General features: G+C 41.2%; 14 protein-coding genes. 3 read left to right on the top strand and 11 right to left on the bottom strand.

The genetic code is table 11. The features are described from left to right. Positions 1-3: 3 nt before the first annotated feature. Together ruvA and PQ477_RS15320 are read right to left on the bottom strand one after the other, a co-directional pair. On the bottom strand, positions 4-609 hold the full coding sequence (gene ruvA, locus PQ477_RS15325; protein WP_060705966.1) for a Holliday junction branch migration protein RuvA: 606 nt from the start codon (positions 607-609) through the stop codon (positions 4-6). Positions 610-774: 165 nt separating this feature from the next. After that, positions 775-1,308, bottom strand: coding sequence for a BofC C-terminal domain-containing protein (locus PQ477_RS15320; RefSeq protein ID WP_144558696.1), 534 nt, complete (start codon positions 1,306-1,308; stop codon positions 775-777). Positions 1,309-1,459: 151 nt separating this feature from the next. On the opposite strand from PQ477_RS15320, the gene PQ477_RS15315 reads away from it, so the two are divergent. Continuing rightward, positions 1,460-1,831, top strand: a complete 372-nt coding sequence (locus PQ477_RS15315) for a cupredoxin domain-containing protein (RefSeq protein ID WP_035399069.1) — start codon at positions 1,460-1,462, stop codon at positions 1,829-1,831. Between the two features lie 26 nt (positions 1,832-1,857). Here PQ477_RS15315 and PQ477_RS15310 read toward each other — a convergent pair whose 3' ends face one another. From PQ477_RS15310 to nadB, 5 genes are all read right to left on the bottom strand, one after another. Next, positions 1,858-2,625: a YhcN/YlaJ family sporulation lipoprotein gene (locus PQ477_RS15310; protein WP_144558695.1), complete on the bottom strand. Its 768-nt coding sequence runs from the start codon at positions 2,623-2,625 to the stop codon at positions 1,858-1,860. A 72-nt stretch (positions 2,626-2,697) separates the two neighbouring features. Continuing rightward, entirely contained in the window at positions 2,698-4,170 is a 1,473-nt protein-coding gene (locus PQ477_RS15305; protein ID WP_274272406.1) for a LysM peptidoglycan-binding domain-containing protein, read from the bottom strand. Positions 4,171-4,285: 115 nt separating this feature from the next. Then, complete coding sequence (gene nadA / locus PQ477_RS15300) at positions 4,286-5,338, bottom strand: quinolinate synthase NadA (protein WP_490723219.1); 1,053 nt, start codon at positions 5,336-5,338, stop codon at positions 4,286-4,288. 51 nt (positions 5,339-5,389) lie between these two features. Continuing rightward, complete coding sequence (gene nadC, locus PQ477_RS15295) at positions 5,390-6,229, bottom strand: carboxylating nicotinate-nucleotide diphosphorylase (protein ID WP_060705398.1); 840 nt, start codon at positions 6,227-6,229, stop codon at positions 5,390-5,392. Continuing rightward, positions 6,216-7,736, bottom strand: a complete 1,521-nt coding sequence (nadB, locus tag PQ477_RS15290; protein WP_274272404.1) for an L-aspartate oxidase — start codon at positions 7,734-7,736, stop codon at positions 6,216-6,218. Before nadB ends, nadC begins: the two co-directional genes overlap by 14 nt. Before the next feature lie 93 nt (positions 7,737-7,829). Here nadB and PQ477_RS15285 point away from each other — a divergent pair, with 93 nt between their 5' ends. Next, positions 7,830-8,942 carry an IscS subfamily cysteine desulfurase gene (locus PQ477_RS15285; protein ID WP_274272403.1) on the top strand — a complete coding sequence of 371 codons (1,113 nt, stop codon included), beginning with the start codon at positions 7,830-7,832 and terminating at the stop codon, positions 8,940-8,942. A gap of 5 nt (positions 8,943-8,947) precedes the next feature. Then, positions 8,948-9,487: a transcription repressor NadR gene (locus PQ477_RS15280; protein WP_035395207.1), complete on the top strand. Its 540-nt coding sequence runs from the start codon at positions 8,948-8,950 to the stop codon at positions 9,485-9,487. Positions 9,488-9,572: 85 nt separating this feature from the next. On the opposite strand, the gene pheA is transcribed toward PQ477_RS15280, so the two are convergent. From pheA to PQ477_RS15260, 4 genes are read right to left on the bottom strand one after another with little or no spacing between them, the layout of a single operon-like run. Continuing rightward, the gene (pheA, locus tag PQ477_RS15275) at positions 9,573-10,448 is read right to left on the bottom strand and encodes a prephenate dehydratase (RefSeq protein ID WP_035395208.1); all 876 of its coding nucleotides are present in this window, start codon (positions 10,446-10,448) and stop codon (positions 9,573-9,575) included. A gap of 24 nt (positions 10,449-10,472) precedes the next feature. Beyond that, a complete protein-coding gene (locus PQ477_RS15270) occupies positions 10,473-10,916 on the bottom strand; it encodes an ACT domain-containing protein (protein ID WP_035395209.1) in 444 nt (147 codons plus the stop codon). A 37-nt stretch (positions 10,917-10,953) separates the two neighbouring features. Beyond that, on the bottom strand, positions 10,954-12,240 hold the full coding sequence (gene obgE / locus PQ477_RS15265) for a GTPase ObgE (protein WP_274272402.1): 1,287 nt from the start codon (positions 12,238-12,240) through the stop codon (positions 10,954-10,956). A 32-nt stretch (positions 12,241-12,272) separates the two neighbouring features. Further along, positions 12,273-12,794, bottom strand: coding sequence for a Spo0B domain-containing protein (locus PQ477_RS15260; RefSeq protein ID WP_274272399.1), 522 nt, complete (start codon positions 12,792-12,794; stop codon positions 12,273-12,275). Between the last annotated feature and the right edge of the window lie 361 nt (positions 12,795-13,155).

The following is a 13,155-nucleotide window of genomic DNA, read 5'->3' as shown; positions in this document are numbered from 1 at the left end:
CTTCTATGTACGAAGCATAAGTGCTAATGCACGCTTGATGTACTCGTCGGTTTCAAGATCTTCCCCAATTAGCTTTTTCTTCACTTTATTTAGCTCTCGATCAACATATCCTAGTGCTTTCAACGCTTCAAGTGCGTCAGCTAGCTGATCGTTTTCTTGGTTAGAAGTAGCTAAAGGTGCCTCTTGTAACAATGATGCGGTTGTAAAATCTTCTAGTTTTCCCTTTAAATCTAAAATGATTTGCCTAGCTGTTTTCTTTCCGATTCCTGGGAATCTCGTTAGCAGCGCTTCATCCTCCCGCTCAATCGCTTCCACGATTTGATCTGTTTGACCAGCTGCTAAAACCGCTAAAGCACCTTTTGGTCCTATTCCTGATACACTCAATAATTTTTCAAATAAGCTACGTTCCTGCTTATGTTTAAATCCATATAAGCGCTGAAAATCTTCTCGCACATAGTGATGAGTCACTACCGTTATCGTCTGATTTTTTTGCCCAGTGAATCTATATGGATTAGCACAAATAATTTGATAGCCAATACCATTTGTTGTTTCAATCACAAGATGCGAGGGTTCAACCTCCACTAATACACCTTTTATAAAGTCAATCATGTATTCTCCTCCAAAAAAAACCGAACATTTATTTCTATAGTAGCACACTCTCCGCTTCTTTTTAAGCCATAATAGTGGGTAAAACGAATGTCAGAACAGCTCAAAAAAGCTTATCGGTTCTTCGACAAGCTTTTCATGAAAAAAAAGATCGTACCCTAGCTCGTTTTATTGAGCGCCCTGGCCAACAATCGCAACTAATTCGGCAACAGTGGATACTTTCATCCCTTCAGCAAGGGCAAGCTGAACTGAAGGAGTTAATGGGTACCGCTCCAGCTGGTCATAGGTTTGAATAATTTTCTTCGCTTCAGGTTGACCCGTGTATAAAATTAAACGGTTATCATCGGACAAGCCTAAATAGCCATTTTGCTTGACCTCAGGTGATAGATCAAGCAGTTCCTGCTTAAAATGAACAAACCCTTTTTTCTGATCCACCACTTGCCAATTACTGTATTCATACCAGAAATCTTGTAAAGAATAAATTGCTTCTTTCCTCGTTTCTTCTTGACTAATGCCATCGGCAAAAACGGTTTCAAACAAGAGCTCCACTTCATTGTCAGCCTGTTCGCTCACTGCATCAGGACGGCTTATTTCTGTTGGTTCATTCTCATTCCAAATAATCAATGTACTATAAAAAAGAATAACAGAAAACGCCCCAAGTACGAAGGGTATCCAGTGTTTATGGATGATTTTTTTGTACATACGTTATACGCTCCTTCTATGTGCAGATGCTACCCATTCTTACCATTTTCACTTCCTTCTATTCCTTAAAAAGACACAGGATTTTCATATCTTCGCCTTTAGTAAAAAGAAAACCATGCCATAATAGAGTGTAGAAAAAAGGAGTGATCTCATGAAAAAAATCGTCTCACACGTACTAGGTTTCATCTTTGTTGTGCTGTTAGCAGCATGTGGCGGCAATGAGGCAAATGATGCGCAGAATGAAAACGTGGAAACGGATGAAACCGTAACCATTAAAGCGCTTAACTGGCATTTTGACGAAGAAGAGTATGTTGTCCCATCCGGCGAAACAACAATTGAACTTATTAATGAAAGTGGCAACCATGGAATTATTATTCGAGAAGCGAATGGCGGCGAAGATGTAGTGCTTAACAAGCAAGGTTCTACTATTGCTACTTTAGCGCCTGGAGAGTATGACATTATTTGTTCAATTCCTTGCGGGAGCGGTCATGCAGATATGACTGCAACACTGGTTGTCACATAAAAAAAGAAGGCATATGCCTTCTTTTTTTAACGACTTTTTTCAAACGGTCTCTTTGCTGCACGGCCTAAGTCTTTCATCATGTCTTGAAACGTATTTTCTACTTCTTTAAAAGCAGCGCCTGTTCGTAAACGGTCATCCATTTTACTCATAGAAGTGTAAGCATCCCTATCAGTAGTGACGGTTACATGCTTGTCTTCTCCCATAATACGTTGAACGTGTTTATGCATATCACGATCTAGGTTATGTTGTTTGCCGTTGGTTTTATAACCAACAACAACTTCATCACCATGGACCATTACACGCGGATCTTGAACGCCATCCATCTTTTTCAGTTCAGTTGTTAAACTGCTAATATGCTTTCCATCATAATCTTTATGATAGTGTGCTTCAGTTGTCTTTTTGTGCATAGACGAACGTTTAAACTGCATGCCTCTACCGCTCATCGTGTCATGTTTGCGATTTAGTACACCATTTTCATCAACCATACCAGGTCGATCATTACCAGTTATTCCTCGTCCATGAGCCATTTTACGATTTTGGTTATAGTAGGCTTTTGGGTTATTTAAACGGTCATTCTTTTGTGAGAAACGATTGTTTTGATAATACTCTTTCCCACCGACACCGTTTCCATAATACGGATAATTCGCATTATAGTCGTATCCACCGTTATCATACCCCATTTGTGCTTCACTACCACGATACATATTCCCTTGCGTTTGATTTCCACCATTACAAGCTGTAAGACCAGTCGTAATAACTGCCGCACATAGAAAAGAAGCTATTGTTTTTTTCATATTTGAAATCCCCCTTTCAGTGATATTGTCCACCAAAAGAGGAATTTTAATCTGTTAGTTGTTGGGTTTTAATTAATCTTCTTGAGTATCTCTTTCATCATAATTATTCACTTGTTCTTTCGGTTCATAAGGAGCATATGATGATTGCATTGCATTCATTGTCTCCCATTGTGGCGCTTGATTATGAGCAGGTGCCCCTCTATATCCATACTCATTTTGTACTTGACCGTATTGCTCTACTGGTGGAGCGTATGAATCCATTTGTGGATAGAACCAACTTTGATTAGATGTGTTCCACTGTCCATCTTTTTTTACAAACGTAGGATGATGGTGTTGATCATTCACCCCTTGTTGCATAGGGGCGTGGTGATTTCCACTCATCCCTTGTTGCATAGGGGCGTTGTGGTTTCCTCCCATTCCTTGTTGCATAGGAGCGTGGTGGTTTCCTCCCATTCCTTGTTGCATAGGAGCGTTGTGGTTTCCACTCATTCCTTGCTGCATAGGGGCGTGGTGGTTTCCTCCCATTCCTTGTTGCATAGGGGCGTGGTGGTTTCCTCCCATTCCTTGTTGCATAGGGGCGTGGTGGTTTCCTCCCATTCCTTGTTGCATAGGGGCGTGGTGGTTTCCTCCCATTCCTTGTTGCATAGGGGCGTGGTGGTTTCCACTCATTCCTTGTTGCATAGGAGCGTGGTGATTTCCACTCATCCCTTGTTGCATAGGGGCGTTGTGGTTTCCTCCCATTCCTTGTTGCATAGGAGCGTGGTGGTTTCCACTCATTCCTTGTTGCATAGGGGCGTGGTGATTTCCACTCATCCCTTGTTGCATAGGGGCGTGGTGGTTTCCTCCCATTCCTTGTTGCATAGGAGCGTGGTGGTTTCCACTCATTCCTTGTTGCATAGGAGCGTGGTGGTTTCCTCCCATTCCTTGTTGCATAGAAGCGTTGTGGTTTCCTCCCATTCCTTGTTGCATAGGAGCGTGGTGGTTTCCGTTAGTCGTATTCATCATTGGTTCAACAGATGAAGATTCGTTTGTTGTTGACCATTGATTCATTAATGACTGTTGATTTCCAGCCATTTCGTGCATAGGATGATTTTCATTCATCGCTTGCGGGATCGTTGACTGATTACTTACGCTCACTTGCTGATTAGCGGCATATGTTGGTGACTTTGGATACGTCCCACATGATGAACACGCTGGCTTTGGCGGCAAAGGCTTCGGTTCAGGCGCCTGTGAAACACTCTGTTTTGGTGGTTGGGCTAATGTTTTCAACGCACTTATAGAGTCTAATTCGGTCGCATTTGTAGTTGGTTTTTTTAATGGCTCAAGTTTTTCACTTTTATTTAGTAGCGGTTTTTTCGGTTCTTTCACAGATGTTTCTTTTCGAACAGCAACTGTTGGAGAAGGAATCTTCACTTTCATTCCTGGCATTAATACGTCTGGATTTGTAATCGTTGAATTCGCTTGTTTAATTTGCTTTACCGATAAATCATACTTATCGGCCAGTTTTCCTACAGTGTCCCCTTTTTGTACAATATGAATTCTCATTGGGTCGTCCCCCCTGTTATAGGCATTCGTACACACTATGCGCACTGTTTCCATAATGTTCTCTTCAGAAAAGAATATGAGAATAATTTATTGCATATGCCGAGGACAACTTATTTTATTTTACTGACAATAGCATGCGATCTAAGGCCACTTTGGCATACTTTGTTATTGCTTCAGGTACTTTAATTTTAAATTGGTACACACCTTCACGTAATAAATCAAGCGTCCAACATAAATGTTCAAGGTCAATTCGATTCATTGTTAAGCAAGGACACATAAAAGGGTTTAAGGATTCAATTTGTTTGTCAGGGTGTTGTTTAGCTAACCGATTTACCAAATTCATTTCTGTGCCAACCGCCCATTTTGATCCTGAATGAGCTTGTTGTATCACTTGAATAATATGATGTGTACTGCCTGCATCATCAGCAGCTTGAACAACGTCATAACTGCATTCAGGATGCACAATAATAGTCATATCAGGAGATTTCGCCCGCTTTTCATCAATCTGGGTAACAGTAAATTTTTCATGAACCGAGCAATGCCCTTTCCATAAAATGATTTTAATGTCTTCTAGACTAGTGTCAGCCACTCGTTCCAACTCATTTTTGTGTGGACACCAAACAGCCATTTGCTCAAGCGGAATGCCAATTTCAGCTGCTGTATTGCGACCAAGGTGTTGATCTGGTAAAAACAAGAGCCGTTCTTTTTGACCCAACGCCCAGCTGACCATTTCTTTTGCATTTGATGACGTTAAACAAGCTCCACCATGTTCACCGCAAAAAGCCTTAATAGCAGCAGTTGAATTAACATACGTTAATGGCACAAGAGTATTTCCGTAAAGCTCTGTTAAGCTTTTCCATGCTCGTTTCGTTTGTGCATGGGTTGCCATGTCTGCCATAGAACAGCCCGCTGCGAGGTCAGGTAAAAGAACCGTTTGACGACGACTCGTTAACATGTCAGCCGTTTCCGCCATGAAATGAACGCCACAGAACACAATAAATGCTGCATCACTTTTTGCACATAATTGGGCAAGCTGCAAGGAATCCCCTGTCGCATCCGCAAATTGAATGACTTCTTCTCTTTGATAATGATGACCTGGTATTAGTAATTCACTACCAAAGTAGGCTTTTGCTTGGCGTATTCGCTTTACTTTCTCTTCCGTTGACATCGTCCGGTAGTGCTCAGGTAGAATTGTTGGTTTTACCAGTTCCACTGTGCTTCACCCTCTCTTAAGTAACATGCTTAAATCAAGTGCTTTTACCGAATGGGTGATAAACCCTAAAGACATAAAGTTTACTCCTGTGCCTTTGTATAGGTGTATCGTTGACAAATCAATTCCCCCGGAAGCTTCGGTTAATATTGAAGGTGGGACGAGTTGTTGATAGGCGCGAATCTCGTCAGGCGAAGCATTATCAAACATAATGACGTCTGCTTTTGCCGCCACAGCCTCTTTTACTTCCTCGGCATTCGTTGTTTCTACTTCAATTTTCAGCATCGGCCCTGCAATTGCTTTTACACGTTGAACAGCCTTTGAAATGGAACCACAAGCCGCAATATGATTCTCCTTTAACATCACAGCATCATGTAAGCCATTTCGGTGATTATACCCACCACCAGCGCGACAGGCTGCTTTATCAAACATTCTAAGCCCTGGTGCAGTTTTTCTTGTATCACACAAGCGTATGGAAGGGTCATTTAAGCGCTCTTTTGCTAAATGAACCGTTGACGCAATGCCGCACATACGTTGCAATACATTTAGTAACACACGTTCTCCTTGAAGAATGGTACTTACGCTCCCTTCAAATGTTGCAAGAACATCCCCTTTTTCAATAAACTGTCCTTCTGTTTTATAACTGGAGGTTTGAATGTCATTATCAAAGAGAGAAAAATACGTACTCATCACTTGGGCACCTGCAAATACACCTGACTCTTTAGCGGTTATTTCAGCAGTTGCTGTCACGGTTGATCTATAAAAAATACTTTCTGACGTTTCGTCTCGATCGCCAATATCTTCTAAAATAAATTGTTTTAGCGCTTCTTTTACTTTAATGCTGTTCACAGAAACCTCCTTGAGTTATGACGGACATTTTCCCATAGCAAAAACGAATTGTTCGCTCTCTCCAACTAGATGATTCCGTTAAAAAGTCGCTCCGTTGATGAGTTCCTCTTGATTCTTCCCTTGTTAATGCCGCACGTGTAATGAAGGTCGCTACTTCAAACATACCTTTATCCTCAAAGGATTGCTTACATGAGGCAGGCTTTCTTCGATATGCATCAAGCCACTCTAGCATCTCCTGCAAGCCTTGCTGGGAGCGCTTTATGCCTACTTGATGCATCATCCGCTGCTGCAATTCATCACGTTTAGGCAATAGATGTTCCTGAGGGTCCACGAGCACATGGGAAAAGGGATCATCCGGATGTACTGGTGGGTTTTTTTTAGATTCTGATACTATGTCGTCTGCACATGCTGTTGCAAAATAAATTGCTTCAAGTAAAGAATTGCTTGCAAGCCGGTTTGCACCATGTACGCCAGAACAAGCTACTTCACCAATCGCATATAAGTGTCCAACTGCCGTTCTTCCGACTTGGTCTACTTCCACTCCTCCACAAATAAAATGGGCACCTGGCGCAACCGGAATGGGGGTTCTTGCTGGATCTATCCCCTCCTGTAAACATGCTTGATATAGAAATGGGAAACGAGTTGAAAAATAATGAAGATGTCTTACATCTAAATAAATGTCTTCTCCTTGCACGATTGCCTCATGAAGAACAGCTGATACGAGATCTCTTCCTTCTAAATCACCTTTTGGATACCGACTCATTAGACGCTCTTGTTTTCCATTTATTAAATAGCCCCCTTCACCACGAACAGCTTCACTAATTAGGATCGAATATTTCCCCTTTAAAATCGTTGGATGAAATTGTATGTACTCTAAATCTTTTAACACAGCACCTGCTTGGTAAGCGAGATACATTCCTTCTCCTGTAGCTGTCCTTGCATTTGAATTTAACGCGTAAAGTTGGCCTACTCCTCCTGTTGCCAATACCACAGCATAAGCGGTCCACTCTCTTTCTAACGTGCATATCCCCGTGACCACACCCCCTTTTCTAATCAACCCCGTTACCTCTGTATGTTCGTATACAGTTACGCGAGGAGCAACACGCGCCCATAAGGTTTCTATAATGGCTTTACCTGTTTGATCTTTTACGTGAACGATTCGATTTTTTTGATGTGCGCCTTCGCGGCCAAGTGCGTAATACCCATTTTGCGTATCAAACTGCACACCTATCTCTTCAAGCTCATGAATGAGGTTTCCAGCCTTTTCTGTTATCAACTTGACCATCCTTACGTCATTAGCCCCTTTCCCGGCGCTTAACGTGTCTTGAAAATGATGAATGGGATGGTCCATCTTATCAAGGGCTGCCGCAATCCCACCTTGAGCAAAGGCCGAGTTACTTTCTTTATAAGATGACTTTGTGAAAATAATCACATTAAAATGGTCAGCAAGCTTATGGGCTGCAGTTAAACTAGCTATTCCAGATCCAATAATAATGACGGTTTTCAATTGAACCTCCCACTCGTGTAAATATACACTTGTCTTGTCACCTATATTTACATAGAATAAAAGAAAATACAACTATAATTTTAAGGAGCCAGTATGCATTATTTTGACTATAGTTCTACATCACCAATGTCAGAAAGGGCGCTTACCGCTTACCGAGAATGCGCATTAGAACAATTCGCTAATCCCATGAGCGCCCACACACTTGGGGTTCATGCTGAATGGCATTTACATTATTACCGAGAGCGAATTGCAACACAGTTAAATGTGGCAAAGGACGCAATCTACTTTACAGGATCAGGATCTGAAGCAAATTTTTTAGCCATTGTCTCTTTAGTGCGTTCGTTGATTCATAAAGGAAAACATATCCTTACAACAAAGACAGAGCATCCATCCGTTTTATCCACTTTTTTGTATTTGCAAACACAAGGATTTGACGTTGATTATGTGGAAGTTCTTCCAACTGGTGAGGTATCGATTCCATCTTTACTAGCAGTCATTCGCGAAGACACCGTATTTTGTTCAGTTTCAATCGCAGCAAGCGAAGTAGGCACCATACAGAATGCACACATCCTTAGTGAGATTTTACGAAGTCATGATATACTATTTCATAGTGATTGTGTTCAAGGTTTAGGAAAGATTGAGATCGATCTCTCATTAGTCGATGCAGCCAGTTTCTCTGCTCATAAGTTGTACGCTCCAAAAGGTTTAGGTATCATTTATTTAGCACCTGAGCATTATTTTAAACCGTTTCTACAAGCTGTTACCCATGAGTACGGGATGAGACCAGGTACAGTGGACTTGCCAGCTATTGCTGCTTTTACAGTTGAACTGGAGCACGCATTGTCTATTAGGGAAACACTCTCAACTAAGCACATTCGTTGGCAGCGCTCCATTCTCTCAGAGTTAGGAACAGACGTATCCATTGTCGGCACTAATCCTCCTAACCGTTTACCTTTTCATCTAGGGATGATGGTTCACGGATGGAGCGGTCAACAATTTATGCTTGAATGTAGTCGAGCTGGATTATGTATCGCGATTGGTTCAGCTTGTCGAGCTGGACAAGCTGAGCCCTCTAAAGCTTTACTGGCCCTTGGGTATACAGCTGAATATACTCAACAATACGTTCGCGTTACGTTTGGAGAGCCAACAACATCAGAAGATATCTCTTTCTTGATTCAAACGTTTAAGACAATATTAACAAGGTGATTACGATGAAAAACCAACCAAAAAAATTAGTATCCTCAGAAAGACGTTCTGCAATTTTACAGTGGTTGCTTGAAGAAGGTCAGCCGATAACAGGAAGTGATTTAGCTAAACGTTCAGGTGTTAGCCGACAAGTCATTGTCCAAGATATGTCGCTGTTAAAAGCAAAAGGCGAGCCTATTTTTTCTACAGCCCAAGGGTACCTGTATTTACAACAGCAAAAAGAACAGCGAATCAAGCGTCTTATCGCTGTTCAACACGCTCCTGAAGATACAAGAGACGAATTATATACGTTTGTCGATAGTGGCTTAACCGTAATAGACGTTATCATTGAACACCCTATTTATGGTGAAATTACAGGAACATTACGTTTATCCAATCGTCAAGATGTGAATGCCTTTTGCGATCGCTTGCAGCAAGAAGGTGCTTATTTACTATCTCAATTAACGAACGGAATCCATCTACATTCTGTTGAAGCAGATACTGAACAACAAATTGAGCGAGCACTTCAACATCTGAAGGAAAAAGGCTATTTAGTAGAGGAATAAGATGATAGGCTAAGTTAAATACCACAAAAAAACGCTGAGCCTCATGTAGATCGATTTACCGATTTACATGAGTCCAGCGTTTTTTTTATTTTTCTACTCGCGTAAGTTGGTCGCTATACGTACAGTAGCTTCCAAGCACATCTACTTTACAGCCTAATGCGTTCAATTCGGCAATCGCTCCAGGTAATAGTACATCGTCCATTAACTGTTGAACATCAATAATAAAGAAATAGTTACCTAATCCTGTTTTCGTTGGACGAGACTCAATCTTAGATAAGTTGAGTTTCCGCCATGCAAAAGCAGATAACACTTGATGAAGCGCTCCTGTAAAATCAGACGGGAGTGTTACCATTAGTGTCGTTACTTCACCTACGTGGGCTTGTTTCGTTACGAGTTGCTCTTGTTGATGACTAGCCGAAACGACTAAAAATCGCGTTTGATTTTCACGGTAATCATGAATGTCTTCTGCGACGATAGAGAGACCGTATAGATTCGCTGCCTCTCGGTTTGCAATTACACAAACATCATCTTGCTGATGTTTCGCAAGCCAAGCAGCTGCCTGCGCCGTCGAATCTGCATGCTCCACTATGACGTCAGGAAAATGCTCCTGTATAAAAGCATGACATTGAGCCAATGCTTGCGGGTGCGAGATGATTTTTTTTGGAGCAATAGAAGCAAATTCTTTTCTTGAAGCGGACAATAAGTGATGTGCAATACCAATTGAAACCGCCCCAACGATAGGCATTGGTTTTTGATGGATTAAATAATCAAGGGTGACGTTAACAGTTCCTTCGATCGCATTTTCGATTGGAACAACTGCATAATCTGTTCCTTTATTAAAGGCTAAATCAATTGTTCTTGGTATGGTTTTTAACGGTATTCTCTCATCTTGAGGGAAAAGAAACTTCGCTGCCATTTCTGTAAAGGTTCCTCTTGGTCCAAGAAAGCCGATTTTTTTCATTTTACTCTCCACTCCCCTCTTTATCTACGAGCCAGAGCCAACCATTTCTACTCGCTCGACTGCTTCAAGTGATTTCATTTTTGCAAATAACTCATGGAGCCCAATTTGAATTGGAGCGGTATCCACGGATAAGGTAATGCTCGCTCGACCTTGAAGTGGAATCGTTTGATTGATTGTTAATATATTCGCTCCGGTACTCGCAACAATTTGAAGTAATTCTGATAACGTCCCGGATCGATCTTCTAAATTAATCATTAACGTAATAATACGTTCTTTATTAACAGAATGAAAAGGGAAGATACCATCCTTATATTTATAGAATGCACTTCGACTGATGCCTACAAGCTGAACGGCTTCATTAATCTTCGCTGCTTTTCCAGTTGCAAGTAGTGCCTTTGCTTCTAACGTTCGCTGCATTGCATCGGTTAACATATCTTCTCTCACTAGAAAAAACTGATTGTCACTCACCCTTCGTATCCCCCCCACTCGTATTCATTCGTCTTAGCTAGTCAATAAACTCAAATTCAAATTTCATAATTCGAACCATATCACCGTCTTTAGCGCCTTTTTCACGTAAAGCCGCATCAACACCCATTCGTCTTAGCTTTCGAGCAAATCGTCGTACCGATTCGTCTCTTGCAAAATCAGTCATCTTAAATACACGCTCTAGCTCAGCACCACTCACTTCATAGACACCATCATCAGCACGTGTAATGATAAATGGATCAACCGGTGTTTCATGTCGATACACCACTCGCGCTTCTTCATCTGTTTCTTTATCATGGAGTGGAAATTCCGGCGCATGCTCTAACTCATCAGCTATCGCTAAAAGGAGCTCTCTTACACCCTCTCGCGTAATCGCAGACATTGGATGAATGTGAACCTCTTCGTCCATTTCTTGTTTAAATCGCTCTAGATTTCCAGCAGCATCTGGCATGTCCATTTTATTAGCTACAATAATTTGCGGGCGCTCTGTTAAACGATAATTATACTGTGCCAGTTCTGCTGTAATTTTTTTATAGTCGTCAACTGGATCGCGTCCTTCCATGGCCGACATATCGATTAGATGCACAATGACACGTGTACGCTCAATATGACGTAAGAATTGGTGTCCAAGACCTACACCCTCATGAGCGCCTTCAATTAATCCTGGTAAATCCGCCATAACAAAACTACGATTATCCTGTGTATCAACAACGCCTAAATTCGGTGTAATCGTTGTAAAATGATAATCAGCTATTTTTGGCTTCGCTGCAGACACAATTGAAAGCAATGTCGATTTACCAACAGACGGAAAGCCAACTAGCCCAACATCAGCCAATACTTTGAGTTCAAGAACTAAATTTCGTTCTATACCTGGCTCTCCATTTTCAGCATGATCAGGAGCTGGGTTTGCTGGTGTGGCAAATCGAACGTTTCCACGTCCACCACGTCCACCTTTTGCAACAATAGCTGATTGTCCGTGTTCCGTTAAATCAGCAATTAGTGCACCTGTCGTTTCGTCCGTTACTGTCGTTCCCGGAGGGACTGAAACCACTAAGTCTTTCGCGTTTTTCCCATGCATGTTTTTTGACATTCCATGTTCTCCACGCTTTGCTTTAAAATGACGGTTATAACGAAAGTCCATCAATGTCCGTAATCCCTCATCTACTTGTAACACAACATTGGCGCCCCGGCCTCCATCTCCACCAGCAGGTCCACCATCAGGAACATATTTTTCACGACGATAAGCGACCATACCATTCCCGCCGTCGCCACCTTTTGCATATACCTTTACTTTATCTATAAACATTTTATTCCACCTCTATATAACGCTCGATGCTATTAAGCTTCTAGTAGCGCTGTAATTGCGTACGTATGTTGATCAATTGCTGTTAGCTTACTAATTTTACCCAATGATGCTAGGCTATTATCCAATGTCTGCCTGTTTAAAATTTGGTCAGAACTGATTTCAATTAAACAAGAAGAATCGAAAAAAGTGAAGAAAATATGCAATTGACTCGTATCATTTTCTACAATCGCGTCATAAGCTAAAAAGAATTGCCTTAGCGCACAAGTTAAATGCTCGTCATACTTTGCTAAAGAGAATAGCTCTCCATCTATTTCAACGTCCAGTAAATGATTCGTTTGCATATACTTTTGCATTAAAATGGTTACGGCAGCTTGTGGTAAATCCAGGCTACTTAACCGGCTTTCATTTGCAGTTTGAAAGACCATTTCATTGATAATCGTTGTGATCCGATCGTGGTTTCCCAATGCAGCATTTCCCTTGATAAGCTGCATCGCATTCAACCAATCATGTCGGATTGAACTAAGAAGCTTGATTATCTCTTTATCGTCTTTCATCGTCAACTCTCCTTTTAATAAGGAAATCCAGCACATCTTTCCTATTATAGCATAAACAAATTCAGACAAACAGGGATGAAATTTGCACACGCCGTCAAAAAAAATTCACTTTTTTCCCAAAAAATATTTACAAATTTGTGAACATCCGTTATGATTTACAATAGTTAATGAAAAAGGAGATGAACAAAATGTTTATGACAATGAAAACACCACAGCCAATTTCATACGATTCGTTTTGTTCACGTTATATTCGTTAACAGTCATTCTTTTAAATATGGCTTAGCATACGGTGAACAGGTAAACGAAGGGCTTTTAATGCCTTTTAAGAGGACCTGTATTTTTTATGCCTATTTACTGGAAA

It is taken from the genome of Shouchella hunanensis (assembly GCF_028735875.1).
Taxonomy (GTDB): Bacteria; Bacillota; Bacilli; order Bacillales; family Bacillaceae_D; genus Shouchella; species Shouchella hunanensis.
Note: the sequence above shows the minus strand (reverse complement) of the source record. Positions and strands in the feature narration are given on the sequence as shown.